This window comes from Vibrio sp. OPT18, from assembly GCF_015163615.1.
Taxonomy (GTDB): Bacteria; Pseudomonadota; Gammaproteobacteria; order Enterobacterales; family Vibrionaceae; genus Vibrio; species Vibrio coralliirubri.
Genome location: NZ_JADDYK010000049.1, coordinates 43015 through 69682, shown reverse-complemented (window position 1 = coordinate 69682; position 26668 = coordinate 43015). Strand labels below are relative to the sequence as shown.

The 26668-nt window shown below is 46.6% G+C and carries 24 protein-coding genes; 1 reads left to right on the top strand and 23 read right to left on the bottom strand.

The window, feature by feature from the left end; all coding sequences use genetic code 11:
• The 3 genes from IQQ51_RS12525 to guaB all read right to left on the bottom strand — a co-directional run.
• Positions 1-1485 (bottom strand): chitinase (locus IQQ51_RS12525; protein ID WP_228012833.1); only part of this gene is annotated, 1485 nt, incomplete at its 3' end.
• Between the two features lie 325 nt (positions 1486-1810).
• Positions 1811-3364 carry a glutamine-hydrolyzing GMP synthase gene (gene guaA / locus IQQ51_RS12520; protein ID WP_019820323.1) on the bottom strand — a complete coding sequence of 518 codons (1554 nt, stop codon included), beginning with the start codon at positions 3362-3364 and terminating at the stop codon, positions 1811-1813.
• 365 nt (positions 3365-3729) lie between these two features.
• Positions 3730-5193 carry an IMP dehydrogenase gene (guaB, locus tag IQQ51_RS12515; RefSeq protein ID WP_017062496.1) on the bottom strand — a complete coding sequence of 488 codons (1464 nt, stop codon included), beginning with the start codon at positions 5191-5193 and terminating at the stop codon, positions 3730-3732.
• Positions 5194-5462: 269 nt separating this feature from the next.
• Here guaB and xseA point away from each other — a divergent pair, with 269 nt between their 5' ends.
• Positions 5463-6809 carry an exodeoxyribonuclease VII large subunit gene (xseA, locus tag IQQ51_RS12510; protein WP_046223664.1) on the top strand — a complete coding sequence of 449 codons (1347 nt, stop codon included), beginning with the start codon at positions 5463-5465 and terminating at the stop codon, positions 6807-6809.
• A gap of 94 nt (positions 6810-6903) precedes the next feature.
• Here the strand turns inward: xseA and ureG are convergent, their stop codons facing one another.
• From ureG to hisS, 20 genes are all read right to left on the bottom strand, one after another.
• Positions 6904-7542 carry an urease accessory protein UreG gene (gene ureG / locus IQQ51_RS12505; RefSeq protein ID WP_193841237.1) on the bottom strand — a complete coding sequence of 213 codons (639 nt, stop codon included), beginning with the start codon at positions 7540-7542 and terminating at the stop codon, positions 6904-6906.
• Between the two features lie 46 nt (positions 7543-7588).
• Positions 7589-8269, bottom strand: coding sequence for an urease accessory protein UreF (locus tag IQQ51_RS12500; protein WP_086970934.1), 681 nt, complete (start codon positions 8267-8269; stop codon positions 7589-7591).
• 42 nt (positions 8270-8311) lie between these two features.
• Positions 8312-8908 carry a HupE/UreJ family protein gene (locus tag IQQ51_RS12495; RefSeq protein ID WP_193841236.1) on the bottom strand — a complete coding sequence of 199 codons (597 nt, stop codon included), beginning with the start codon at positions 8906-8908 and terminating at the stop codon, positions 8312-8314.
• Positions 8909-8970: 62 nt separating this feature from the next.
• Complete coding sequence (ureE, locus tag IQQ51_RS12490; protein WP_048614367.1) at positions 8971-9423, bottom strand: urease accessory protein UreE; 453 nt, start codon at positions 9421-9423, stop codon at positions 8971-8973.
• Between the two features lie 77 nt (positions 9424-9500).
• Complete coding sequence (ureC, locus tag IQQ51_RS12485) at positions 9501-11204, bottom strand: urease subunit alpha (RefSeq protein WP_050645533.1); 1704 nt, start codon at positions 11202-11204, stop codon at positions 9501-9503.
• Positions 11205-11243: 39 nt separating this feature from the next.
• Positions 11244-11579: an urease subunit beta gene (locus tag IQQ51_RS12480; protein ID WP_017087875.1), complete on the bottom strand. Its 336-nt coding sequence runs from the start codon at positions 11577-11579 to the stop codon at positions 11244-11246.
• An 11-nt stretch (positions 11580-11590) separates the two neighbouring features.
• Entirely contained in the window at positions 11591-11893 is a 303-nt protein-coding gene (ureA, locus tag IQQ51_RS12475) for an urease subunit gamma (protein ID WP_004735119.1), read from the bottom strand.
• A gap of 132 nt (positions 11894-12025) precedes the next feature.
• Positions 12026-12973, bottom strand: coding sequence for an urease accessory protein UreD (locus IQQ51_RS12470; RefSeq protein ID WP_193841235.1), 948 nt, complete (start codon positions 12971-12973; stop codon positions 12026-12028).
• Positions 12970-13665: an urea ABC transporter ATP-binding subunit UrtE gene (urtE, locus tag IQQ51_RS12465; protein WP_017090946.1), complete on the bottom strand. Its 696-nt coding sequence runs from the start codon at positions 13663-13665 to the stop codon at positions 12970-12972. Before urtE ends, IQQ51_RS12470 begins: the two co-directional genes overlap by 4 nt.
• Position 13666: 1 nt before the next feature.
• Positions 13667-14509, bottom strand: a complete 843-nt coding sequence (gene urtD, locus IQQ51_RS12460; protein ID WP_017062506.1) for an urea ABC transporter ATP-binding protein UrtD — start codon at positions 14507-14509, stop codon at positions 13667-13669.
• Positions 14506-15678, bottom strand: a complete 1173-nt coding sequence (gene urtC / locus IQQ51_RS12455) for an urea ABC transporter permease subunit UrtC (protein WP_050052935.1) — start codon at positions 15676-15678, stop codon at positions 14506-14508. The genes urtD and urtC overlap by 4 nt, the downstream gene beginning before the upstream one ends.
• A 10-nt stretch (positions 15679-15688) precedes the next feature.
• The gene (gene urtB / locus IQQ51_RS12450) at positions 15689-17317 is read right to left on the bottom strand and encodes an urea ABC transporter permease subunit UrtB (RefSeq protein ID WP_193841234.1); all 1629 of its coding nucleotides are present in this window, start codon (positions 17315-17317) and stop codon (positions 15689-15691) included.
• 135 nt (positions 17318-17452) lie between these two features.
• Entirely contained in the window at positions 17453-18739 is a 1287-nt protein-coding gene (gene urtA, locus IQQ51_RS12445; protein WP_048615208.1) for an urea ABC transporter substrate-binding protein, read from the bottom strand.
• Positions 18740-19298: 559 nt separating this feature from the next.
• Positions 19299-19526 carry a zinc ribbon domain-containing protein gene (locus IQQ51_RS12440; protein ID WP_017056199.1) on the bottom strand — a complete coding sequence of 76 codons (228 nt, stop codon included), beginning with the start codon at positions 19524-19526 and terminating at the stop codon, positions 19299-19301.
• 36 nt (positions 19527-19562) lie between these two features.
• Entirely contained in the window at positions 19563-20564 is a 1002-nt protein-coding gene (locus IQQ51_RS12435; RefSeq protein ID WP_193841233.1) for a sensor domain-containing diguanylate cyclase, read from the bottom strand.
• 289 nt (positions 20565-20853) lie between these two features.
• The gene (locus tag IQQ51_RS12430; protein ID WP_193841232.1) at positions 20854-21756 is read right to left on the bottom strand and encodes an alanyl-tRNA editing protein; all 903 of its coding nucleotides are present in this window, start codon (positions 21754-21756) and stop codon (positions 20854-20856) included.
• 131 nt (positions 21757-21887) lie between these two features.
• On the bottom strand, positions 21888-23369 hold the full coding sequence (gene der / locus IQQ51_RS12425; protein WP_017062511.1) for a ribosome biogenesis GTPase Der: 1482 nt from the start codon (positions 23367-23369) through the stop codon (positions 21888-21890).
• A 158-nt stretch (positions 23370-23527) separates the two neighbouring features.
• A complete protein-coding gene (gene bamB / locus IQQ51_RS12420) occupies positions 23528-24688 on the bottom strand; it encodes an outer membrane protein assembly factor BamB (RefSeq protein WP_048608131.1) in 1161 nt (386 codons plus the stop codon).
• 10 nt (positions 24689-24698) lie between these two features.
• A complete protein-coding gene (locus IQQ51_RS12415) occupies positions 24699-25313 on the bottom strand; it encodes a YfgM family protein (RefSeq protein ID WP_019822120.1) in 615 nt (204 codons plus the stop codon).
• Positions 25314-25392: 79 nt separating this feature from the next.
• Entirely contained in the window at positions 25393-26661 is a 1269-nt protein-coding gene (hisS, locus tag IQQ51_RS12410) for a histidine--tRNA ligase (protein ID WP_050712736.1), read from the bottom strand.
• Positions 26662-26668: the final 7 nt, after the last annotated feature.

Genomic DNA, 26668 nt, shown 5'->3' with positions numbered 1-26668 from the left:
AGGTGTAGGGTCGACTGGCGCAGGATCGGTGACGACTGGCGGTGTTGGCTCACCCGCCACTAACTTCCAAGGGCCGCCATTGGCAGGGTCATCCCCTTGTGTCCACCATTTCGCTTCGTAGGTTGCGCCATTATGAGTCACTTGGTCGCCCGCGTTGTAAACCTTGGTCGCACTCCAACCATTACCACCCGGATCAGTACCTGGGTCTACCGGATCCAGCTTATCGACTACTTTCACTTCAGGCCAACTCGCATGAGAACCATAAAAGTTGGTCACACACTTCTCGTAATCTCCAGCCACCAGCGCGGAATAAGCAGTTTGGAAACCCACAAGTTCACACTCAAACGAGTAACCTTCTGGGCGGTCAGCGTAGTATTTCCAGTTGCCATCCCAGTTGGTGTACAACACATCCGTTGCGCCGTTGAGATTCAAGCTTCCGTAAGGCGTTTGTTGCCAACACGTATTGGCTTCATCGGCTTCTACCGGAATTTGATAGTGCGCCGCTAGCCCTTCCCAGTAACGAATACGGTTAACGGGTTGGCCTTTATCTTTGTTCTGCTCGCCACACTCAATACCACCATTAATCACGTTGATCGTGGTACCAAATCCATAACCAATACCTGCATCCAATTCGCGTTGAGAGGGCGTCCAAGTACGGTCAATAACATGCAGCATAGCTGGTTTAGGTGCTTGAGGGGTAAGGAAGAACCAGATAGCAGAAGCCAAGTTCAACCAAGAATCCGCCACTAAGCCCGGATTGTTGAGAAGCACCGTCGCATCACCATCAAACATCACTTCAGAAAACGCGCCGTAGTTAAAATGGTAAGAAAGCTGTTTAGCACCACGTCCGAAGTAGCCCTGCCCCGCAGCACATGGCCAGCGGGCATTCTGCCAATCGTTCTGACCACAACCTGTGGTGTAACCTTCTTGGCCTTCAGACCAACCCATTTCGCGAACATGCACCAGCGCTTGCTGCCATTCTTCGAGAGCTAATGGATTATCAGAGGTGTTGTCTATCGCGATGTGCCCACCCGTCTCTTGTGAGAAATGAGCAAAAGCTGTGATGATGGATTTTTTACAGATGGCGTCGGAGTCACGGCCATCGGTGTACTCTCCACAGAAAGCTGGAAATTTACCAATCGCACGTAAGAAGCGAGTGTAGGTGTATTCTGGCGCTGCCATCTGAGTGAGGAAGTCCCATTCAGATTGAGGGAACACGCGCTCTACACGCTTTACATTTTCAGGGTTAGAGGGGGAACCGGGTTCAATCGCTTCAACGATGGTGTTCGGGCGAGTCTGAAGTGCCTGTGACCAGATCGCATACATAGGATCGGATGTTTTCGCTTGTTCAGCAGCTTGTAGGGCCGACTTTTCAACAAGGTAACCATTCGGATTTTGCGGATCAGGTTGAATGTTCAAAGACGCATGACTTTGCGCTGCTAATGTGCAGCCCAGTACTGTCGCCAAATATTTGATTTTTAACATGATGGATTCTCTTATCTGTCCTTAATAAGTCCATCAAAGAGTATGCTTCACATGTGAAATGGCCTAGCTGTAGCTGTGTGAATTTATAAAAAGTGCGAGTGATCTTTTTGATATTTGGCTCAACACAACAAAGCGTCTCATGGTTTCTTGAGCTGATATCTAGTTTCCAACTCATTTGGTTTCTAGGTATTGTTCATTTGATTTCGAGGTATTGCTCATAAGCCTTTAATGCAATGAATCAATATAACGAATCGACAAAGAAAAAAGCCCCGAACTGAGTTCGAGGCTTAAGATCTTAATCAAAGCTGGTTAAATCTCTAAGAGATTATTCCCACTCGATAGTTGCTGGTGGCTTACCAGAAATATCGTAAACAACACGTGAAATGCCGTTAACTTCGTTGATAATACGGTTAGATACCTTACCTAGGAAGTCGTATGGTAGGTGTGCCCAGTGAGCAGTCATGAAGTCGATAGTTTCTACAGCACGTAGAGATACAACCCAATCGTACTTACGGCCATCGCCCATTACGCCAACTGAACGTACTGGTAGGAATACCGTGAATGCTTGAGATACTTTGTGGTAAAGGTCAGCAGCGTGAAGCTCTTCAATGAAGATAGCATCAGCACGACGCAGCAAATCACAGTACTCTTTCTTCACTTCGCCAAGTACACGAACACCTAGACCTGGACCCGGGAATGGGTGGCGGTAAAGCATGTTGTATGGAAGACCAAGCTCTAGACCGATCTTACGTACTTCATCTTTGAATAGCTCACGTAGAGGCTCAACAAGGCCCATTTCCATATCATCAGGAAGGCCACCAACGTTGTGGTGAGATTTGATTACGTGTGCTTTACCTGTCTTAGATGCAGCAGACTCGATTACGTCTGGGTAGATAGTACCCTGAGCAAGCCATTTAGCATTCTTCAGTTTCTTAGACTCTTCATCGAAGATATCTACGAATACGTGACCGATGATCTTACGCTTAGCTTCTGGTTCAGCTTCGCCTTCAAGTGCGTCAAGGAAACGTTGCTCAGCATCTACTTTGATGATGTTTAGGCCAAATTTGTTGCCGAACATCTCCATAACCTGCTCTGCTTCGTTTAAACGAAGAAGGCCGTTATCTACAAATACACATGTTAGTTTGTCGCCGATAGCGCGGTGAGCAAGCATCGCAACTACAGATGAATCAACACCACCAGAAAGGCCAAGGATAACTTCGTCGTCACCTACTTGTTCTTTAATACGTGCAACTGCATCTTCAATGATTGAAGCTGAAGTCCACAGACCTTCACAACCACATGCATTAAGAACGAAGTTCTCAAGCATTTTTAGGCCGTTCTTAGTGTGTGTTACTTCTGGGTGGAATTGTACGCCGTAGTACTTCTTCTCTTCGTTTGCCATTGCAGCGTATGGGCAAGTGTCTGTTTCAGCGATCTTTGTGAAATCAGCTGGGATCTCAACCACTTTGTCACCGTGGCTCATCCAAACATCTTGAGTAGACTCAAGGTCTGCGAAAAGTGCAGATTCGCCAGTCACTTGTACAGCTGCGTAGCCGAACTCGCGCTCAGTAGACGTTGCTACTTTACCGCCAAGTTGCTCAGCCATAGTTTGCATGCCGTAGCAGATACCGAAGACAGGTACACCTGAATCAAATACGTACTGAGGTGCACGTGGAGAGTTCTCCTCCGTTACACTTTCAGGGCCACCAGATAGGATGATGCCGTCTGGATTGAATTCACGAATATCCGCTTCTTCTACGTCCCAGCTCCAAAGTTCACAGTAAACACCGATCTCACGAATACGACGAGCTACTAGCTGTGTGTATTGAGAACCGAAGTCCAGAATTAGAATACGTTGGTCATGAATATTTTTAGTCATTGTAAGCAGTCTTATTGGCTATGTGATAAAACGGAGGCGAGTTTACTCACCTCTGATTAACTCTTCAAGAAATAAAGCAAACGTTTTCGTTAGATATCTTTAACCACGTGTTTTGAGAAAATCACTCTCTAAACAAAACAGGCGGTAGATATAATACCAATCACAGTAAGTAAGTGTTCAGGAATAGCGTAGGAAAAAAGCTTGAGAACGAGGAAGAATTTTCTGATAAGTAGTTATTCTACAATCAAAAATTCTAACGAAGTTATCGAGGTTTTTAACAAGCTAGGATGATCAGTTATTTACTACGATTGGTATATTAATGTGCCGACTAAATCAGCACATTATTCAAACGTTTGGACGTATTATTAACCTAAACGGTAGTTAGGTGCTTCTTTCGTGATTTGAACATCGTGTACGTGAGATTCTTTCATGCCCGCACCAGAGATACGAACAAACTCAGCTTTAGTACGCATGTCTTCAACAGTTGCAGAACCCGTTAGGCCCATGCTTGAGCGTAGACCGCCCATCTGTTGGTGAACGATCTCTTTTAGACGACCTTTGTATGCGATACGACCTTCAATACCTTCTGGAACAAGCTTGTCTGCAGCGTTGTCAGATTGGAAGTAACGGTCAGAAGAACCTTGAGACATAGCGCCAAGAGAACCCATACCACGGTAAGACTTGTAAGAACGACCGTTGTAAAGGATAACTTCACCCGGTGCTTCTTCAGTACCAGCGAACATTGAACCAACCATCACACAAGATGCGCCAGCAACGATAGCTTTACAGATATCGCCAGAGAAGCGGATACCGCCATCTGCGATTACTGGAATACCGTATTCGTTAGCTACTTCAGCTGCGTCTGCGATTGCTGTTACTTGAGGAACACCAACACCAGTAACGATACGAGTCGTACAGATTGAACCCGGGCCGATACCTACTTTAACCGCACTAACACCCGCTTCGATAAGAGCACGAGCGCCAGCGCCAGTTGCTACGTTACCACCGATGATTTGTAGATCGGGGTATGCAGCGCGAGTTTCGCGGATACGGTTAAGTACGCCTTCAGAGTGACCGTGTGAAGAGTCGATAAGTAGAACGTCTACGCCAGCTTCAACTAGAGCAGCAACGCGCTCTTCGTTACCAGCACCAGCACCAACAGCTGCTCCTACACGTAGGCTGCCGCGCTCATCTTTACAAGCGTTTGGTTTACGTTCTGCTTTGTGGAAATCTTTTGCAGTGATCATTCCAGTAAGTTGGAAGTCGTCATTTACAACAAGAACTTTTTCAACACGCGCTTCGTGCATTTTCTCTTGAACTTCTTCACGAGTTGCACCTTCTTTAACAGAAGCAAGGCGAGCTTTAGGTGTCATTACTACATCAACTTTCTTAGAAAGGTCAGTAACAAAGCGAACGTCACGGCCAGTAATAATACCAACAAGTTCGTTTGTTTCAGTAACAACTGGGAAACCGGCAAAGCCGTGTTTTTGGGTAAGGGCTACAACATCAGCGATTGTCGCGTCAGGGCTTACAGTTACTGGGTGAGAAACCACACCAGCTTCGTAAATTTTCACCTGGCGAACCATTTCAGCTTGCTGTTCAATAGACATGTTCTTGTGAATGAAGCCTATTCCGCCTTCTTGTGCCAGTGCAATCGCTAGGCGAGCTTCTGTCACAGTATCCATAGATGCAGATATCATTGGGATGTTTAGGGAAATATTCTTCGTCAGCTGAGTGCGAAGATCAGCTGTATTAGGGAGAACGGTGGAGTGTGCTGGCACTAGCAGTACGTCGTCGAATGTCAGCGCTTCTTTGGCAATTCTTAGCATTTGCAATATCTCACAATAATAGGAGTAAAAAGAAACAATCCAATCTCATCGTTTCGCCTAATGAGGGCAGCCAATTAAGGAAAATCAAACTGCATTTGGATTAGATATTGCGGACGGATTATACGGCCAACGAAATCGCTTGGCTACACATTTTTGTATTTTTAATTTGCATTTACCCCCTTGCTATGTATTATATTGCCGCTATCTTCCATACTCACGCCCTGTGAGATTCCAAGAAAGACCTTCCTTCAAGGAAAGATAGTGCTTCTATGACTAATCCAAACATCTTTACTGTTTCTCGCCTCAACTCAGAGGTTCGTCTCCTATTAGAAAACGAAATGGGAATAGTCTGGCTCGTTGGTGAAATCTCAAACTTCTCTGCACCTGTATCTGGTCACTGGTACCTTACGCTTAAAGACTCTCGCGCTCAAGTTAAGTGCGCTATGTTTCGTGGCAATAACCGCCGTGTGACTTTCAAGCCTCAGAACGGTAATCAAGTTTTAGTCAAAGCACGTTTGTCTCTTTATGAGCCACGCGGTGACTATCAACTGATCATCGAAAGCATGCAGCCAGAAGGTGACGGTAAGCTTCAGCAAGAGTTTGAAAAGCTGAAGATGAACCTTGCCGCTGAAGGCCTGTTTGCTCAATCGAGTAAGCAACCGCTTCCTGAGCACCCAAAGCGCGTGGGCGTTATCACCTCGAAAACCGGCGCTGCGCTGTTTGATATTCTTGATGTACTGAAAAGACGCGATCCTTCATTGCCTGTTGTGGTTTACCCGACCATGGTTCAAGGCGAAGAGGCGGCAATTCAGATTGCTCAAGCGATTGGACGAGCTAACGAACGCAATGAGTGTGATGTGTTGATCGTGGGTCGTGGCGGCGGTTCATTAGAAGACTTATGGTGCTTCAATAACGAGATCGTTGCTCGCACAATTGCAGCAAGCCAGATCCCGATTATCAGCGCCGTTGGCCACGAAGTTGACGTCACTATCGCCGATTTCGTCGCAGATATGCGTGCTCCAACGCCATCAGCAGCTGCAGAATTGGTTAGCCGTGACAACAGTCATAAAGAGCAAGCTTTTGCCTCTAAACGTGCTCGCTTGGTGAGTGCTATTCGTCATGTGTTAATCAAACAAGCGCAATCCACTCAAACGTTGAAATACCGCTTAGAGAAGCAACACCCGAGCTACCAACTGCAAAAGCAGAGTCAGCAACTTGATGACCTAGACATGCGTTTGCGTCGCGGTATGACTCAATACCTAAAGCAGCATGCACAGCGTGTTGAGCGCAAACAGCACCAGCTTCAGCTGAACTCGCCAGTGAAACGCCTTGGTGAACAGAAACTGCATTTACAACGCTCTGAGCAGAAGCTATTAGATGCGATGGATAAAACACTGCTAACCACTCGCCACCAGCTGGCCATGGCTGCAGAGAAGTTAGAAACCGTTAGTCCTCTAGCAACCCTAAAGCGTGGTTACAGCATTACCCATTCAGCATCGAGCAAGACTGTGTCATCGATTAACGATGTTGAGGTGGGCGAAGTGATCACCACCCAAGTAGAAGATGGTGTGATTGAATCGCAAGTAACAACAAGAGTCGCTAAGAGTGAGCTTTAGCTTCGACTAGAACGTTGAAAATCATTTAAAACCAGAAAGCCCTATCGATAATCGACAGGGCTTTGTTGTATCTACTGTTTTTGAAATTCAAACTCTAGTCAGTAGCAGAAGGCTCCTTCATGGTCAGCATCCCTTCCGTCACAATAAAGTTGATGATGAAATCTAAACCTTGGCTCTCTTTTAGGTTGGTGAACACGTATGGCTTGGTTGGTCGCATGCGTTGTGTATCTTGCTCCATCACTTCAAGTGACGCACCCACATATGGTGCTAAATCGATCTTGTTGATGACTAGCAGATCAGAACGCGTAATACCCGGCCCGCCTTTACGTGGGATCTTCTCCCCCTCCGCTACATCAATCACGTAGATGGTCAGGTCGGCTAATTCAGGGCTGAACGTAGCACTGAGGTTGTCACCACCGCTTTCGACGAATACCACATCGAGGTTTTTGTGCAGCTTAGCAAGCTCTTCTACCGCAGCTAAGTTCATCGACGCATCTTCACGGATCGCCGTGTGCGGACAGCCCCCCGTTTCAACACCAATGATACGATCCGGTTCTAGCGCTTCTGCTCGCGTGAGTATCTTTGCATCTTCTTGCGTGTAGATGTCGTTGGTTACCACGGCAATGTTGAGCTTGTCGCGAATCGCCTTACATAGCACCTCTAACAAGGCTGTTTTACCAGACCCTACCGGGCCGCCAATACCAATTCGAAGGGGTTGCTTATAACTTTCCATTGTCTACTTCCTTATATTCTTTTTACTACACCGTTCGAGCTGACCGCTACGAACGAAATAGTCTCGTGTATTGTGTTTCGTGCAGTGAACTTGCTAATGCCATTGATGGCGAAAAGCTGCCTACCATCCAATCTTCTATCGCGTGGGCCTTTTCGATCACCTCAGGAAAGGTGTTGGTGATATTAATCAATGCCAACTGCCCGTCGGTTTGACCTAAAGGCACCAGTTTCACGCCTGCAGTAACGATATTTTCAAGCCAACTCCATAAATAACCCTGCTTAAGGCTTTCTAAATCAATGCCCCAATGCTGAGCCGCCATACACATGCCCAACAATTGGTTGGGATGACTATCAACAGAGTCCACCAGTGAAATATCGATATCTAAGCGCTTCAACAAAGTATTCAATGCATGCCCACGTTGCTTCTCTTCCGCCCGCAATTCACTGGTTTCACGGCTTGAGTACAGGTAGTTACACCAGTGCTCAATCTCATCGAGTTCACCCTTTTCTAGAGCGTGGTAAAGACGCTCTAAGATCGGCAATTCCAAGGTCGCGACACTGGAACTGACGATGGTATTGAGCCACTGTTCCATACTGTTGCGATCGGTCACCCACCCCGCTTCAACCGCTAACTCTAAACCTTGCGAGTAAGTGAACCCACCAATCGGCAATGACGGACTGATCAATTGAAACAGACGATAGATGGCGACATTTTCTGTTGTGGTCATAATCGTGCCCTCAATTTTCTAGAATCGAAAAAGTTCGAGAGCTTATGCGCCTAGCAGTAATAGTGCGCTTGCTGAAGCCACGCCAACCGACATCCATTTTGAGTAAACCGCGCGGCCAACAAAAGCACCTATAACCATCAGAGCCAAAGCTGTGATACTCATACCCGCTGCAAACTGAGTTAGGTTACTTGCAGCTTCAACACCATGCGCATAACCATGGAAAAACAACATGCCAATCGAAGCTGCTAATACACTGTTCACTCGCTTAGTCGATGGTGAGAACACGTGCCATAAACATAAGCTGACAACGAATAGAGAAGCGATGATTGCAGGTTCAACAATCACAGAGAAACCTAAGACTTGGCCTGCGATGAGTCCTACCACCAAAGACGCCAACCCACCGCCAATCAGAGCGGCTTTTGTCTTGGTGGAAAATGAAAGTGCGCCAATTAACAAACCAAAAGCGATCAACATGATCAGGTGATCCATACCTGTCACAGGGTGAGTTAAGCCAGACATAAATGAGTGAGACTCATGAACTGAGTGTGCTCCATGTCCTGGGTGAGCGAAAGCCAATGTTGATGTTGTTAGAGAAGCTATTGTGAAAGTGCATAAGCCTGCTGCTGTTTTAAAGTTCATCGCGTCTTCCTTGCGTTTATCGTTATTAATATTTGTTGTTATATAAATCGTTTAGTGAGTCATTAATGATGGTGATGATGTCCACCTGAGCGACCGCCATAAGCGCCACCTTCTGGTTCAAACGGTTGTTTCTCGGTAGTCACCTTCGCGCCTAAACCTTCAACCATTTCATCCAAAACATGGTCGTGTTGATAACGAACCCAGCCCGCTTCCACTTGCAACGGAACATGACGGTTGCCAAGGTGATACGCCACTCGCGTTAGCAAGTGTGGGTCTTCACAATAAACGGTTGAAACGGTTTCTGGTGCCGCTTTCACTTCTACGACTAAACCACATTCACTTGAGAGTTGTTCGCCACCGCGCAAGATATGACCTCGTGGTAGAAACAGCCCTGCATTGCGCCCGTCATCTAGCATCACCTTAAGGCGGCTTTTGATGCGACTATCGATCGGCAGGCTCAAATAGCCGTCCGGTGCATTTTGTATTTGAGTATTCAGTTGAGTCAGTTCAATCATGCTATTACCTCAATCTCCTTGTGAGATTTATAACGTTCAAAATAGGGTCACTAAAATAAGATTCTTTAGTCAAAGGCTTAGAATAGAAAGTACCGCTGAGCCATTGGCAGCTCTTCAGCTGGTTCACACGTGAGTAATTCACCATCGGCGCGCACTTGGTAAGTCTGAGAGTCGACTTCAATCTTCGGCATCCAATCATTGAGCTTCATGTCGGCTTTGCTGATGTTTCGGCAGTTACTCACAACACCAATCAAGCTCTGCAGACCCAACTGTTTGTCGATGTTCTGTGCCTTGGCTTCTTTAGAGACAAACAACATTGATGTGTTCTGACATGCCTTGCCGTAGCTACCAAACATCGAGCGATAGTGAACTGGCTGAGGTGTTGGGATTGAAGCGTTTGGGTCACCCATCGGTGCCATGGCGATCATGCCGCCCTTCAAAATCACACTTGGTTTCACGCCAAAGAAAGCTGGCTTCCATAAAACTAGGTCAGCTAATTTCCCGGCTTCGATCGAACCGATTTCATGAGACATACCATGAGTGATCGCAGGGTTGATGGTGTACTTAGCGACATAGCGCCTTAAACGGAAGTTATCGCTGTAGTCTGAATCTTCTTTTAGACTGCCACGCTGCACTTTCATCTTGTGTGCGGTTTGCCAAGTACGTGTTACTACTTCACCCACTCGCCCCATGGCTTGTGAGTCCGAGGCGATCATCGAGAATGCGCCCAAGTCATGAAGAATGTCTTCTGCGGCAATGGTTTCACGGCGGATACGCGATTCAGCAAACGCGACATCTTCAGCAATCGACGGTGAAAGGTGATGACACACCATCAACATGTCTAAGTGCTCATCGACCGTATTAACCGTGTAAGGTCGTGTTGGGTTAGTTGATGAAGGCAGAACATTTGGTTCGCCTGCCGCACGGATAATGTCGGGAGCATGACCACCGCCCGCACCTTCAGTGTGGTAGGTATGAATCACTCGGTCGCCAATTGCGCCAAGTGTTGATTCAACAAAGCCAGACTCATTCAAGGTATCGGTATGAATCGCAACTTGTACGTCCATCTCGTCAGCAACGTTCAAGCAGGTATCGATTGAAGCGGGGGTTGTTCCCCAATCTTCGTGCAACTTCAAACCCACTGCGCCTGCAGCTACTTGTTCGCGTAGAGCTTCTGGCTGACTGGCATTGCCTTTGCCTAACAAGCCAAAGTTCATCGGGAATTGATCGAGTGACTCCAGCATACGATGCATGTTCCAAGGCCCCGGCGTACATGTGGTTGCGTTGGTGCCGGTATTTGGCCCCGTGCCACCACCTATCATGGTAGTCACACCTGACGCCAGTGCTTCTTCAATCTGTTGTGGGCAAATAAAGTGGATGTGTGAATCAATGCCACCAGCAGTCAGAATTGAACCTTCGCCCGCTAAAATCTCCGTGCCCGGGCCAATCACAATATCAACGCCCGGCTGAACATCAGGGTTGCCCGCTTTACCCAATGCCTGAACTCGACCATCTTTGATAGCGACATCGGCCTTTACTATGCCCCAGTAGTCCAACACAATCGCGTTGGTGATCACCAAGTCTGGAGTTTCGGCACTTGGTCGTTGGCTTTGCCCTTGTCCATCACGAATCACTTTACCGCCGCCAAATTTCACTTCGTCGCCGTATACGGTGTAATCTTTTTCAACTTCTAGCCATAAATCGGTGTCAGCAAGACGCACTCGGTCACCGACTGTTGGCCCAAACATTTCGGCATAAGCCTGTCTGGATATCGTCGCCATGTTCAATCCTTTGTTATTTTCATTATTCCGTGGGAGCGCTTAGAGCTTGCCCATCACCTTTCCTTGGAAGCCATAGATCTCTAACTTACCGGCGTAACGCACTAATTCGACGCTGCGCGACTGACCCGGCTCAAAGCGGGTTGCAGTACCAGCAGGAATATTGAGTCGAAAGCCTTTAGTAGCTTCTCGGTTAAAGATCAGTGAAGGGTTTGCTTCATAGAAGTGGTAATGAGAGCCAATTTGAACAGGACGATCGCCAATGTTTTGAACCTTGACGGACGTTGTGTCGCGGCCTTCATTGAGAGTGATGTCACCGGGAGCGGTTTCGACTTTTCCGGGAACGAATCCTGAGTATTGTTTTGTTGAACCAGCCATATTACTTCTCCCTACACGATAGGTTCATGAACGGTCACCAACTTGGTGCCATCAGGAAAAGTGGCTTCGACTTGTACATCAGGGATCATCGAAGGGATCCCCTCCATAACGTCATCGACAGTAAGAAGTGTGCGTCCAAAATCCATTAATTCTGAAACGGTTTTACCCTCACGGGCACCTTCAAGAATGGCACTGCTGATCAGTGCGATAGATTCTGGATAGTTGAGTTTTAAGCCTTTTTGTTTGCGCTGCTGTGCCAGCATTCCTGCGCAGAAGATAAGTAGCTTATCTTTTTCTCTTGGTGTTAATTCCATTTAGCCGCCCGCTGTTAGTGTTGTTTTCTTATTGCTCAAAACGCATGAGCAGTAAGTGGGATTCAATCACAGCAAGCTTGAAAAAATGTACCGAGGGCCGGAAGGCGCCCCCGGTACAAATAGGGCTAATCGCTAAGTCGCCCAAATCCTTGGTAAATCAGGAGTCGTACCGCATAAATGAGAGCGAGTTGCTTGCCATATCTGACCAAAGGCCTGGAGGATATCTTCACTCCAATTACCCAAGGCTCGCACCACAATCAATCCTTCTATCTGAGTCGCACCCAATATTAATGTGGGTTCACTCGACGTTTTTGATTTAACTGATTGCTGTGAAGCTTGCTGTGTAATAGATAACAGCAAGCTCTGTACCAACTCTAAATCTTGCTTCTCATTTGAGGTGATATAAAAGGTTCCCATCATTGAATAATCAAGTAACCCCATATTTATCATTAACTTATCGCCACCATGAAAATTAAAACCTTCAGTCAGAAGCCTTTGATTATCAAGATAGATTTCTATTTTCCCAACGAGGTGACCATGCTCGAATCCCTCATTCTGTGCAGGACGTCCAAAACAGTGCATCTCCCAACCCCAAAATTGTGCACCCTTTTCTAGGCGAATTTCAGTGTCTAAACGAACGTGTGCATTCGGGAAAAAGATGTTCTCTTGCGGCATCCATTCCAAGCGAGCATCTTTCTTCACTCGTAAGGTCTGCTTCTGCTTGGCGTACTTGTTGTTTGAGCGATAAAACTTGGTCGCACCGGGTGTAGTGATCAACGCATGCGCACCGCTTTCGATGGTCGCGTCAATATTGAGAGTATCACCACCTACCACTCCGCCGGGGGGATGAAGTAAGTAGGTGTGACACGTTTCCCCATCAGGATACAAGGGACGCTGCACCGCAAGCGGACCAGACTGCTGACGATTCTTTAATACGGTTTTATCACCGCGGTCGACAAAAGTGAGGTTTAAGCTCGCTTGCCAACCGTCTCGGATATCTTGTTCGATGGTCTCATTCAGAGACAACACTCCCGCTAAAGAAGGGTTTATTGCTTCACTCGAAGAATATAGAGAGCTCATACGGTTAGGTACTCCTTAATCAAGGACTCATTAAGCCCTTTCATTTCACCTTCTGCTACCTGACGACCGCGGTCGAGAATGCAAAATCGGTCACCGACCTTTCTCGCAAATGGCAGCTTCTGTTCAACAAGCAGGACTGTGAGTCCCATCTTCTCGTTGAGCATACGAATGATGTCACCAATCTCTTGCACGATATTGGGCTGAATACCTTCTGTCGGTTCATCCAAGATCAACAGTTTTGGATTAACCACCAGCGCACGCCCAATCGCCAGTTGCTGCTGCTGACCACCCGATAAATCACCACCGCGACGATGCAGCATCTCTTTTAACACTGGGAATATATCGAAGATGAACTCTGGGATCTTACGGTCGCCCTTTTCGCGAATCGGTAAGCCTACTTCTAGGTTTTCTTGAACCGTGAGCATCGGAAAGATCTGACGACCTTGCGGCACGTAACCGATGCCTTGGCGAGCGCGATCTTCCGCATCGGTTTTCAAAAGCGACTCACCCGACAATGAGATGTCACCGCTTTCGACCTTAACCAACCCCATGATGCATTGCAGCAACGTGGTTTTACCGACGCCATTTCGCCCCATTAGCACTGTGCATTTACCTTCTGGGATCTGCATATCCAAGTCCCACAGCGTGTGGCTCTCACCGTAATATTGATTAACTGATTTAACCTCTAGCATCCTATTCTCCGAGATAAACTTGTTTAACTTCAGGGTGTGCCTGCACTTGATCCATGGTGCCTTCAGCCAACACATGACCTTGATGAAGCACGGTGACATGGCTGGCGATAGAACGAACGAAATCCATATCGTGTTCAACGACCACAACCGAATGCTTACCTGCCAGTGAGTTGAGTAGCTCAGAGGTGCGATCCATTTCTTGGTGAGTCATACCTGCCACGGGCTCATCCACCAGCAACAGCTTAGGGTTTTGCATCAATAGCATGCCGATCTCTAACCACTGCTTTTGTCCGTGAGACAGGTTACCTGCCAAATTCGCCGCTTCGTCTTTTAGATGAATCAGCTCAAGCACAGAGGTCAGTTTGTCTTTCTGTTCGCCAGACATCACAGCAGTGAACGTCGCCCACACTGAACGGTCACCGGCCATGGCCAACTCAAGGTTTTGCCACACGGTTAAGCATTCAATCACAGTCGGCTTTTGGAATTTACGCCCAACGCCAGCATTGGCGATTTCGGCTTCGTTCATCTTCAATAAGTTGATGTTCGAACCCAACCATACTTCACCAGTGTCTGGCTTAGTTTTACCTGTGATGATGTCCATCATGGTGGTTTTACCTGCCCCATTAGGGCCGATGATGCAGCGTAGCTCTCCCTCTTTGATATAGAGGTTCAGATCGTTTATCGCTTGGAAACCATCGAAGCTTTTGTTGACGCCTTCGACATACAACAGCACGTTATGTCGAGTATCGATGGCAGGATGAATATCGGGTTTGAGGTAATCAAAGACTTCGTCTCGACGAGTGAACGCCTGAACCGATTCCTTTACGCTATTAAATGTGGTCATGCGATCACCTCCTTAGCTTTGTGCTGATCATCCTTATCTTTATCTTGGTTTTTCCCATTTGATGCCTTGCGCAGCTGCTGCCATTTTTCACTGACAAAGCCAATCACACCTTGTGGGAAGTACATGGTCGAGAGTACGAATAACCCACCCAGCGCAAATAACCACACCTCTGGGAACTCAACCGTAAACCAGCTCTTGGCGTAGTTGATGATCAATGCACCGACAATGGCACCAAACAGAGTGGCACGGCCGCCTAAGGCAACCCAAACCACAATCTCAATCGAGTTAAGAGGAGCAAATTCTCCTGGGTTAATGATGCCAACTTGGGGAACATATAAAGCCCCGGCAATACCCGCGATAACCGCAGAAAGAACGAAGACCCACAGCTTGATGCCATCGACGTCGTAGCCCATAAAGCGAGTGCGTGATTCCGTATCACGAATCGCTAATGCCACACGACCTAATCGACTGGTCACCACCATGCGACACGCAATGTAGCTGAGAATGAGCGCAATACCAGTCGCGACAAATAGACCTATCTTGACCGCATCACTTTGCAAGCTCAGACCTATGATGTCTTTGAAATCCGTCAGTCCGTTGTTGCCACCAAAGCCCATCTCGTTGCGGAAAAATGCCAGCATCAATGCGTAAGTTAACGCCTGAGTCATGATAGAAAGATACACCCCGGACACACGAGAGCGGAAAGCTAAATAACCGAACAAGTAAGCCAATGCGCCCGGCACCAACACCACCATCAAGCAGGCGAACCAGAACTGATCAAAGCCCTGCCAGAACCACGGCAACGCCGACCAATCAAGGAACACCATAAAGTCAGGTAGGATTGGATCACCATAAACCCCACGGTCACCAATCTGGCGCATCAAGTACATGCCCATCGCATAACCACCAAGCGCAAAGAAAGCACCGTGGCCAAGGCTCAAGATTCCGAGATAGCCCCACACCAGGTCGAGCGCCAATGCCAACATTGCGTAGCTCAGGTATTTACCCATCAGCGAGATAGTGAAAGTCTCAACATGGAGCGGGTGTCCACTTGGTAACATGGTGTTAGCCAGTGGGATAAGAATGACGGCCGCAAGAATGGCAAGGATGGTCAGTTGGCCACCTTTGTCACCACGCATTGCCGAAAGTACAAATGATTTTGACTGCATGATGTTGTCCTTAACCTTCAGCCGCACGACCACGTTGCGGGAAGAGTCCGCGTGGGCGTTTTTGAATAAATAGAATGATGAAAACCAGTACCAGAATCTTGGCGAGAACCGCACCAGCCCATGGTTCTAAAATCTTATTGAACAGACCAAGGCTTAAACCTGCGACTAGCGTGCCCCATAGGTTGCCAACACCGCCGAATACCACCACCATGAATGAATCGATAATGTACGCCTGCCCCATATTTGGACCCACGTTAGTCAGTTGAGAAAGTGCCACACCCGCGACGCCCGCAACGCCAGAGCCTAAACCGAAGGTCATCGCATCAACTCGCTCAGAACGAATACCCATCGCACGAGCCATGCCACGGTTTTGAGAAACCGCACGAACCTGCAAGCCTAATGGTGTCTTTTTCAGAACCATCAATAAGCCCATAAACACCAAACCACAGAACAAGATGATATAAAGTCGGTTGTAGGTCAGAGACAACATTGGGTTCAGTTGAAGTGCGCCAGACATCCATTCAGGTGTGCTCACTGAGCGGTTCAAAGGAGAGAAAATAGAGCGAACGGCTTGCTGCAAGATCAAGCTAATACCAAAGGTGGCGAGTAAGGTTTCCAATGGGCGACCGTAAAGATGACGAATCACACTTCGCTCAATCGCAATGCCCACTAAGCCAGACACAATGAATGCCGCTGGAATGGAAAGTATCAGCGCTAGGCCAATATGATTCGGCATCAACAACTGCAATACGTAGGTGGTGTAAGCGCCAATCATGATCAGCTCGCCATGAGCCATGTTGATAACGCCCATCACACCAAAGGTAATCGCTAAGCCAATGCCTGCCAGCACCAATACCGAGCCTAAGCTCAAACCGAAGAATACGGTTTCTACACCCGAATAGAGTGCTTGGCTTTGTTGATAGCTATCCATCGCACGTTCTGCTGCAGCGGTAATGCTTGGATCTTGCTCAGTGTTTAACAGTTGATTCAGTGTTTGCAGAACGACTGAGTGTTTGAAGTCACCGACTCGCTCAATCGACGTGACTCGCTCTTCAATGGTTGCGCTTTTATCAAGGGAGCTATAAATAGCCAAGGAGAGATCCATAAGCTCTGCCACTTTGCCCTCTGATTCGTTGGCTCTGAGTTCAGCTATACGTTCAATGATGTCAGAGTCTTTGGTCCCTAACAGATCCAAAACAGCTTTATAACGCACATCAGGATTACTGCTGTTCAGTCCAATAGAAGCAATTTCGCCGCGCAAGATCCCACGAAGTTTGTTATTCACGCGAACCTTTTTAAACTGTCTCGCATTCTCGATATTCAGCGTTGAATCATCCCATACCGACTGAGCTGACGTCGCTGTTTTGATGCTTTGAATGAGGTAGAGCTGTTTATACTGCTCGCTCTTTTTATCACCAAAATAATAAAGGTTTCCGTTTAACCAACCATCCAGAATAGGTTTCGACACATCTTCCGTTTGCGTCTCAATCACCCAATCAATAGCTAATTCTTTATCCGATGTTTTCTTACCAACTAGCGCCTTGGTAAAGCTAGCTTCATCCGTTATTCCCGCAAAAGCCAACTGAGCACTGACTGCCATGAGCAACAGCACCTTAAATACATTTAATGCGTTTTTCATCCCTGCTTCCTTAGTCCATCGAGCTAGATATTGTTATTTTTGCTTGATGGATACGTGGATATTTATTGTTACCTGAGAAGTAGTGAGCCTTTCCTTAGCTATATTTACTAAAGACAAGGCTCAACATTCATGACTCTAGTTACCGCCAGAACACTTCTTCGTTTCGACGTTAAACGCACCACATGAGAATGGCTTCGACCAGCTAGAGAACAGTTTTGCCGATTCAGGTAAGTAGCTCGACCAAGCATCACCCGCAACGAGACCTGTGGTTTCCCAAACAATATCGAATTGACCATCGTCTTGGATTTCACCGATCAGGACTGGTTTAGTAATGTGGTGGTTTGGCAGCATGGTTGAGTAGCCACCAGAAAGGTTAGGAACAGACACACCAATCAAGGCATCTTGCACAGATTCAGGATCGGTTGTGCCTGCATTAGTGACCGCTTGAGCCCACATGTTGAAGCCAACATAGTGCGCTTCCATTGGGTCATTGGTGACGCGCTTTTCACTCTTGATGAACGACTGCCACGTTTCAACGAACTCTTCATTGGCTTCGGTATCAACACTCATGAAGTAGTTCCATGCCGCTAGGTGACCTACCAGTGGTTCCGTGTCCATACCTGACAGTTCTTCTTCACCAACAGAGAATGCAATAACTGGGATGTCTTCAGATGAAATGCCTTGAGCGCCAAGTTCTTTATAGAAAGGTACGTTCGCATCGCCGTTCACAGTAGAAACCACAGCGGTTTTCTTGCCTGCTTCGCCGAACCTTTTGATGTCTGAAACGATAGATTGCCAATCAGAGTGACCAAATGGCGTGTAGTTGATCATGATGTCTTCTTCTGCGACACCTTTATCTTTTAAGTAGGCTTCTAAGATCTTATTGGTAGTACGTGGGTAAACGTAATCGGTACCTGCAAGTACCCAACGCTCAACTTCAAGCTCTTCCATCAAGTAATCCACTGCTGGGATCGCTTGTTGGTTTGGCGCGGCACCGGTGTAGAAAACGTTTTTAGAAGACTCTTCACCTTCATACTGTACTGGGTAGAAAAGGATGCTGTTGAGTTCTTCAAAAACAGGCAGCATGGATTTACGTGATACCGATGTCCAACCACCGAACACCACATCCACTTTCTCTTTTTCGATAAGCTCACGCGCTTTCTCAGCAAATAGCGGCCAGTTTGACGCAGGGTCAACCACAACAGGCTCTAGCTTCTTACCAAGCAAACCGCCCTTTTTGTTCTGCTCTTCGATAAGCATTAGCACGGTATCTTTTAGCGTGGTCTCACTAATCGCCATAGTGCCAGAGAGTGAGTGTAGAACACCGACCTTGATGGTCTCATCAGCAGCAAACACTGTTGCAGAAGAAAATGAAAGTGTTGTACACAGTGCAGCTAGCGATAAATTGAACACCTTGTTCATGATATTACTCCATAATTGTATTTTTGTTATTCAATTACAGAGTTACAAGAAGAGTGCCAAACTTATAAACCAGCGAAATTATTTATAAGTGATTGTATTAATAGAATTTAAAAGAAACTCACACCAATAGAGTGCATAGCAATCATGTAACTATGTTTCATACTGGTGCAGTGACAGTGGGAATGAACCAAGATGACACATTCCTGTTCTTCAGATACAAAAAAGACCCAACACTTTAGGGCATGTTGATCTTTCGAGCTGATTTTTGCAGCGAGTTGCTGGGTATTTATACAAGGCAGAGGCTTTGATGTGTAGCTAGCCTACATGAGAAGCCGATAACGTAGTAGAAATGACCAGCAAACGCTGCCCGAAGGGTTCGGCTAAAAGCGTTTTACTCTTTGTTGAGGGAGATTTGCTTAGAATGACTAGGCTACTTCTCCCTCGCCGCGATTAAAACGCTTTTATCTCGAACAAAATTTAACCGCGAAAGGTCAACACGCCCTAGTATTGAGTCTCTGGTATAACATCACCGATGGTCGTTCAAACCATGAGTTTAAGGCTATTCCGCTGGTTGAAATTCGAATTTTACTCTCGATTTAGATTTCAGCTCGTTGCAATCGCCGTTGCAAAAATAGCTCGCCGCACCACAGGCTTGAAGCTTCTCAAGTTGGCTGCTGCACTCAGGGCAAAACCCAACTTTAGTAAAGTGAGCCTGACAACTTTCACAGTGATACTTGCCATCCCAAGCTAGCTCAGACTGGCACTTAGGGCAGATATTTTCACTCATTAGCATTCCCTAATTTACGACTATTTTTACAATCTACTACTGCTGAGACTTAGCTTGCTTGATTTGATACATGTTCTTATCAGCTTGTGCGATCAACTGGTCTAATCCTTGAGGATCTTTGTTACAAGAAAGCCCGACACTCACTGAAAACTGCACATCATTGATATAAAGCGCTTGTTGCAGTGCTTTCTCTAAGCTGTGGTAGAAGCTAACAACGCTTTCTTGATCATCAAAACATGAGAACACCACAAACTCATCGCCACCATAACGTCCTATCTTGGCACATGCTGTGGTTGCCTCATCAAGAACTTCGGCAACCGCCAACAGCACATCGTCACCGAAACTGTGGCCATAGGTATCATTTATTGATTTGAACTTATCGACATCCACAAACAGACACGCCATCACCTTTTCTGAAAAACATCGCTTAGCCAACACTTTTTCGGCTTCATTGAACAGTGCACGACGATTCAAGCAATGGGTTAGAGAATCGCGATTGGCGAAAAAGTTAAGCTGATTCTCCAACTCGAACTTCTCTAGTGCTACCGAATACAGGGAAGCCAGTAGTTCTAAGATCTCGAGCTCAAATTCATGCGGTTCAGAGATGTACTGACTATAAATAGCGAAGGTACCCAACACATTACCGCGCGACGAGATAATGGGTACCGACCAACAGGCATGCAAATTTGCTTGATTGGTGAGGGCCAGAAAAGGTGCCCAGTTTGGGTGTGCATTTATGTTGGAGACCATCACTGCTTTCTTAAGCGCAGCTGCCTCGCCACAAGAGCCTATCCCCGCACCAATTCCTACCCCTTCAATCTGTTGATTGTAAAAATCAGGCAGGTTTGGGGCATATTCAAGGTGTAACGTTTTAGACTCTGAGTTGAGCAGTAAAATTGAAGCCATGCGCTGCCCAAAAAGCTGCTCGGTAAGCTGAATAATCTTGTGATTTAAATCTTTGCGATCCATCCCAAGCGCAAGCTTCCGTAGCAAGCTATTGACGGCTCGATGGCCTTCTAATAAAAATTGTTGTTTCATTCACTAAGGCTTTCAATTGTGTAATCGGGTACAGCTTGTTCTTATGCAAGCTTGTTATTGGTTAATAATAACACACTAAATTAGTACGACACACAATCGAAGATCATAGGTTGATCTTTCGCTTTATCTATTTTGATCAGCGATCTACCCCAAAAAGAATATTTATATCACCACACACCGAAAGCATAAGTTACATGTGCTGCATTTCAATTTTAAATAGTCATTTATATTAAAAGTGACATATAAAAGCAAAATAAACAGCACAAGCCATTTCGATCTGTAGTCTAAATCATCGAATTACATGCGTCAGCATTTCAATATGCTGGTCATCTAACTGGGTTAACTTAACGGACAATGCCTTAAGCTCTGAGGTGTTTTCAATGTGAGTACCACCACACGGAATAGACACTAAAGTGTCGGCATCCAACTGCCATTCCCAATAGCGAGAGTCTGTTAATGCCTCGCCTTCCAGTCGCATCGCAACTGGCGTCGGCTCTGCAAGCCAGCCCGCAATCATCTGGTTGATATCGGATTCAATGCCATCCAGGTTTGCTAGCATGTCTGCAACGTTCAAACCGCGCTTCTTGAGGGTTTTGCCTAAACGATACTTATCGGTGCACAACTCTGGAGTCACAAAGCTCGTCACTTGTGCATAGCTATTGAAGTCGTAACTGCCAAGCGGATCTTTTCTGTCCGCATCTTTACGCCAGTAGCTCTCAGCCAATACTTTATTCAGGGCTAGGAAAGCGATGTGGCCAGCGCTGTGACCACGGCTCAAACTGGCTTGATACTCTTTATCAACCGACAACGCGACTTCGTCGCTAACCTTAATCATAGAAGCAGATGTGGGTAGCTGGTGGACAACCACAAACGCCCACCCTTCTGTATCACGCTTAACAGGGATATCTGCTGCGATATGAAGCTTGCCAGTAGATTGTTCTATTGTACCAACAAGACAGTCTTCAACGGGATATTGCACGTCGCCAATACTCACAAAGCCTTGGTCTGCTGGGTGATCTGGCCAAATATGACTCACTGGGTGAAAAGGTGTTACGTCGGTGATCAGGTAAGTTTTGCTGTCATCGCTTTCAACGTACAGCGCTTTAGCATTGAGCTGCCAAGCCTGATGACAAAATTGAGTGATGGTTGGTGTGATTGCTGACGCAGGTGTAATCAAATCGCTAGTAGTCATATCGTTCTTCTTTTGGAATCTAGTCTGATTCGTTGAGCCATGATGATAAAAACGTATTGTTATGGCTTAACGTGAATTTTGCTTAAAAAAATACCCGAGACAGGCTCGGGTATCAAATCTATTGGAAAGGTTTACTTACGACCTTTAACCATGCTCATCATACGTTTACGTTTACGCTCTTGAGAAATTGTCAGCTTGTTTGTCTTAGCTTCAAATGGGTTCTCGCTGTTCTGGAATTGAATGCGAATAGGTGTACCCATAATTTCTAGTGAACGACGGTAGTAGTTCATCAAGAATCGTTTGTATGAATCTGGCAAGTTACGAACTTGGTTACCGTGGATAACGATAATCGGTGGGTTGTAGCCACCAGCGTGCGCGTATTTCAGTTTCACACGACGGCCACGAACCATAGGCGGTTGGTGATCATCAGTCGCCATCTTCATGATACGAGTTAGAACAGAAGTACCAACACGAGTCGTCGCTGACTTGTAAGCTTCTTGTACAGACTCAAACAAGTGACCAACACCTGTACCATGAAGTGCAGAGATAAAGTGAATACGTGCGAAATCAACGAAACCTAAGCGACGGTCTAGCTCTTTCTTAACGCGTTCTTTAACGTCGTTATCTAGGCCATCCCACTTGTTTACGGCAATAACAATTGAACGACCAGCGTTCAACGCAAAGCCTAGCAAGCTTAGATCTTGATCAGAGATGTTTTCGCGAGCATCGATAAGCAGCAGTACAACGTTAGCATCTTCAATCGCTTTCAGTGTTTTAACCACTGAGAACTTCTCTACTGTTTCGTTGATGTTTTTACGACGACGAACACCCGCAGTATCGATTAGAACGTATTCACGCTCATCACGCTGCATTGGGATGTAGATAGAGTCACGAGTCGTACCTGGCATATCGTAAACAACCACACGCTCTTCACCAAGAATACGGTTAGTTAGCGTTGATTTACCTACGTTAGGACGGCCAATGATCGCTAGCTTGATCGGTTGATCTTGAAGACGCTTGAATTCTGCTTCAGCTTCTTCTTCTGTAAATTCAACCTGCTCTTCTTCTTCGTCTTCAAACTCAGTCAAATCGCTTACTTCGCCATTCTCAGCTTTTAGCGCTTCTGCGAATGGGTTAAGAGCAAGGTCAATAAGTGCAGTAACACCACGACCGTGCGCCGCAGCGATTTGGTACATGTCTTCTACACCTAGTTGCCAGAAGTCAGCACTTGCAGCATCAGGGTCGATACCGTCAACCTTGTTTACTACTAGCATTGAAGGCTTTTCTAGTTGACGTAGGTGCTTAGCAATCGCCACGTCTGAAGGTGTTAGACCCGCACGGCCATCTACCATAAATAGAACGACATCAGCTTCATCAATCGCCGCTAGCGACTGTTCAGCCATTTTAGTTTCAACACCTTCTTCAGTACCGTCGATACCGCCAGTGTCAATAACAATAAAGTCATGCTCGCTAAAATGAGCATGACCGTATTTACGGTCACGCGTTAAGCCAGGGAAATCCGCAACCAATGCATCACGAGTTCGAGTCAATCGGTTAAATAACGTAGATTTACCTACGTTCGGACGCCCTACTAGAGCAACAACAGGTACCATAACAACCTCTACAATTTCTTCTCTAAATGTAGTTATAGGTAAGCACTTGTTCGCAAGTTTAAACTCTTACCTATAACCACACGGTTTATTAATTTTTAACAACAAAACGGCTCCTGGCTGTTACCAACCAGGAGCCGACTGTGAATTATATCACGCTTTTATTGGCTAATCGTTAGTTTCTTTACATCGCCATTGCGAGTCGTCACTAAGTAGCCTTCAGGCAGTTCAATTGGTGCAACCGCAAAGCCGCTATCATCGACAAGCTGTTGAGCAACAAACTCACCCGATGAACGATCTAACCAGTGCAGATAACCTTCTGTGTCACCCACGACTACATAACCATTAATAATAGCAGGTGCTGTCAGTAAGCGGTTTTCTAACAATGGAGTGCTCCAAAGTTCAGTACCACTACGCGCATCAACCGCAACCACATGGTCTTTGTCGGTAACAACGAACAAACGGCTGCCATCACTTGCTAAATCAATCGCTGATGAGTAGTTACGTTTCCAAACTGGCTTACCAGAACGAAGATCGATAGCAATCAGCTGACCATTGATACCTACGGTATATAGGGTGCCACCAAGAACAATTGGAGATGCATCAACATCAACCAAACGATCAATTTCCGTTGCGCCTTTTGGCGTACCTACTGGCTGTTGCCAAATAAGCTGACCACGGTCAACGATAGCCGCAGCTAGACGACCATTTGCAGTACCCCAGAATACACCACCAGAAACTGCAACAGGCGAGCTATCGCCACGGAGTGTTAGGCTTGGTACTTCAGTACTGATGGTCCATTTTTGCTCGCCGCTTGCTTGATCTAACGCGATCAACATGCCGCGACTGGTATGAACAATAACCATGTTGCTATCAGTTGCTGGGGATGCAAGCACCTCGCCATTTACTGATACACGCCACAGCTCTTCACCGGTCGATTCTTCCAGTGCGATCACTTCGCCATTTTCAGAGCCAACAAATACTTTGCCGTAAGCCGCCGTTAAGCCACCCGATAAACGAGCCAGTACGTCTTTCTCAAGATCGACTTTCCACAGCGCTTTACCTGTATCAGGATCAAGCGCTTTAACCATACCTTCACGGCTTGCAACAAACACTTTGTCGTAAGCCAATTCTGGCGTTAGTTTTGAAAAGTAGTGACCAACACCATCACCAACCGACGTAGACCACTCCTGACTAGGAGTGAACTCGCTGTTTACCGTTGGTACTGGCGCCATGATTACGGTGTCTTCTTCACCCGCACAGCCAGCTAGTAGGCCAAGAGCAATCGCACACAACGCCGCTTTTGGAAACATCTTCTTCATTCAAAGCGCCTTATTTAGCTAGGTCGTCAAGTTTGATTTGAAGCGTTTGGCTAGCGTCAACAGCTTGCTGTGCTTCTGTGTAAGCACTGTATGCTGCGTCAGTGTCGCCTTTACGAAGTGAGATATCACCACGCAGTTCAGCAACACGGCCTTTCCAAGATTCATCTGTCATAGCTGCAAGATCAGTCAGTGCTGCGTCAAATTCACCTTGCTCAGCTTTGATGCGTGCAACACGGTAAGTAAGTAGTGGCGCAAGTGCCGCGTCCTTAGTTGCCGATTTTGCCCACTCTAGCTGTTCAAGTGCTGCTGCTAGCTCACCCGCTTGTACTTGTACTTTTGCTAATTGCATAGCAGCAAGTACTGAGTACTCAGCGTCTTTGTTTGCGTCGATGAAAGCTTGAATATCAGATTGAGCATCAACGCCCTTAGTATCAAGAGCTGAAATTACAGAGGTGTAGCCTTCTGAAGCTGCTTCACGCGCTTCAACTACTGAATCTTGGTAATAGCGCCAGCCAAATAGACCACCTAAACCAATAACCGCACCAAAGATTACGGCTTTACCGTTCTCTTTCCACCAATCTTTAATGGCTTCAACTTGTTGCTCTTCGCTATCGTAAAGTTCCACTTCCTGTCCTCTTTAATTCTTTAAACGCCAGCATAGTGCTGACGTTAGTATTCATTATGAGCGTTTGCTCAATGGCTAATTAGATTAGCGCAGCAACTTTCTCTGCAACTTCCGTTTGAGACACGGTTTCTTGCTCGCCGCCAACCAGATCTTTTAGCACAACTGTATTGTCAGCAACTTCGTTCTCACCAAGTACCAGCGCCACAACAGCACCTACTTTGTCAGCACGTTTGAATTGCTTCTTGAAGTTACCACCACCGAAGTGGTTCATTACACGCACGCCTTCAACGGTGTCGCGTAATTGATTCGCTAACTGCATGCCCGCGATCATAGTACCTTCGCCAGCAGCAACTACGTATACATCAACGCTACGACGAACTTCTGTTAGCTCTAGCGTTTCCATCATCAGAACCAGACGCTCTAGACCCATTGCGAAGCCAACTGCATTGGTTGCTTTGCCGCCTAGTTGCTCAACAAGACCATCGTAACGACCGCCGCCACATACGGTACCTTGAGCACCAAGGCTGTCAGTGATCCACTCAAATACGGTGCGGTTGTAGTAATCTAGGCCACGTACTAGACGCTCATTAACTTGGTATTCGATACCAACAGCGTCAAGAAGTTCACACAAACCAGCAAAATGTTGCTTCGATTCTTCACCTAGATATTCAGATAGTCGAGGTGCGTCACCTAAGATAGCTTGAACATCAGGGTTCTTAGTATCAAGTACACGTAGAGGGTTAGTGTGCATGCGACGTTTGCAGTCTTCGTCAAGCACATCAATGTGTTGCTCAAGGAAAGCCACTAACGCAGTGCGGTAGCTTACGCGATCTTCTTGAGAACCGATTGAGTTCAGCTCTAGGCGAACGTGCTTATCGATGCCTAGCTCACGCCATAGACGCGCTGTCATCATGATAAGTTCTGCGTCAACGTCTGGACCGTCTAGGCCAAACACTTCAACACCACATTGGTGGAATTGACGGTAACGACCTTTTTGAGGACGCTCGTGACGGAACATTGGACCCATGTACCATAGGCGCTGTTCATCACGGTTGATAAGGCTGTTTTGAATACATGAACGTACACAACCAGCTGTGCCTTCTGGACGCAGCGTTAGGCTATCGCCATTGCGGTCTTCAAAGGTGTACATCTCTTTAGAAACAACGTCTGTCTCTTCACCAACTGCACGGCTAAATAGGTTTGTTTCTTCAACGATAGGCATACGTACTTCGTTGTAACCGTATGCACTCACCACGTTTTTAACTGCGCTTTCTACTTTCTGCCACAGTGGTGATTGAGTTGGAAGGCAGTCGTTCATGCCTCGAATTGCTTGGATATTTTTAGCCACAGTATTT

What these genes read in the sequence shown, in the direction of transcription:
- IQQ51_RS12480 (WP_017087875.1), bottom strand. Translation starts at nt 11,579, where the DNA reads ATGGCTGGTTCAACAAAACAATACTCAGGATTCGTTCCCGGAAAAGTC.
- ureC (WP_050645533.1), bottom strand. Translation starts at nt 11,204, where the DNA reads ATGGCGACGATATCCAGACAGGCTTATGCCGAAATGTTTGGGCCAACA.
- IQQ51_RS12440 (WP_017056199.1), bottom strand. Translation starts at nt 19,526, where the DNA reads ATGAGTGAAAATATCTGCCCTAAGTGCCAGTCTGAGCTAGCTTGGGAT.
- guaB (WP_017062496.1), bottom strand. Translation starts at nt 5,193, where the DNA reads ATGCTAAGAATTGCCAAAGAAGCGCTGACATTCGACGACGTACTGCTA.
- der (WP_017062511.1), bottom strand. Translation starts at nt 23,369, where the DNA reads ATGGTACCTGTTGTTGCTCTAGTAGGGCGTCCGAACGTAGGTAAATCT.
- urtC (WP_050052935.1), bottom strand. Translation starts at nt 15,678, where the DNA reads ATGCAGTCAAAATCATTTGTACTTTCGGCAATGCGTGGTGACAAAGGT.
- urtE (WP_017090946.1), bottom strand. Translation starts at nt 13,665, where the DNA reads ATGCTAGAGGTTAAATCAGTTAATCAATATTACGGTGAGAGCCACACG.
- urtB (WP_193841234.1), bottom strand. Translation starts at nt 17,317, where the DNA reads ATGAAAAACGCATTAAATGTATTTAAGGTGCTGTTGCTCATGGCAGTC.
- urtA (WP_048615208.1), bottom strand. Translation starts at nt 18,739, where the DNA reads ATGAACAAGGTGTTCAATTTATCGCTAGCTGCACTGTGTACAACACTT.
- urtD (WP_017062506.1), bottom strand. Translation starts at nt 14,509, where the DNA reads ATGACCACATTTAATAGCGTAAAGGAATCGGTTCAGGCGTTCACTCGT.
- IQQ51_RS12500 (WP_086970934.1), bottom strand. Translation starts at nt 8,269, where the DNA reads ATGACCACAACAGAAAATGTCGCCATCTATCGTCTGTTTCAATTGATC.
- bamB (WP_048608131.1), bottom strand. Translation starts at nt 24,688, where the DNA reads ATGAAGAAGATGTTTCCAAAAGCGGCGTTGTGTGCGATTGCTCTTGGC.
- IQQ51_RS12495 (WP_193841236.1), bottom strand. Translation starts at nt 8,908, where the DNA reads ATGAACTTTAAAACAGCAGCAGGCTTATGCACTTTCACAATAGCTTCT.
- IQQ51_RS12470 (WP_193841235.1), bottom strand. Translation starts at nt 12,973, where the DNA reads ATGAGCTCTCTATATTCTTCGAGTGAAGCAATAAACCCTTCTTTAGCG.
- ureE (WP_048614367.1), bottom strand. Translation starts at nt 9,423, where the DNA reads ATGATTGAACTGACTCAACTGAATACTCAAATACAAAATGCACCGGAC.
- guaA (WP_019820323.1), bottom strand. Translation starts at nt 3,364, where the DNA reads ATGACTAAAAATATTCATGACCAACGTATTCTAATTCTGGACTTCGGT.
- IQQ51_RS12430 (WP_193841232.1), bottom strand. Translation starts at nt 21,756, where the DNA reads ATGACTACTAGCGATTTGATTACACCTGCGTCAGCAATCACACCAACC.
- IQQ51_RS12435 (WP_193841233.1), bottom strand. Translation starts at nt 20,564, where the DNA reads ATGAAACAACAATTTTTATTAGAAGGCCATCGAGCCGTCAATAGCTTG.
- ureA (WP_004735119.1), bottom strand. Translation starts at nt 11,893, where the DNA reads ATGGAATTAACACCAAGAGAAAAAGATAAGCTACTTATCTTCTGCGCA.
- ureG (WP_193841237.1), bottom strand. Translation starts at nt 7,542, where the DNA reads ATGGAAAGTTATAAGCAACCCCTTCGAATTGGTATTGGCGGCCCGGTA.
- xseA (WP_046223664.1), top strand. Translation starts at nt 5,463, where the DNA reads ATGACTAATCCAAACATCTTTACTGTTTCTCGCCTCAACTCAGAGGTT.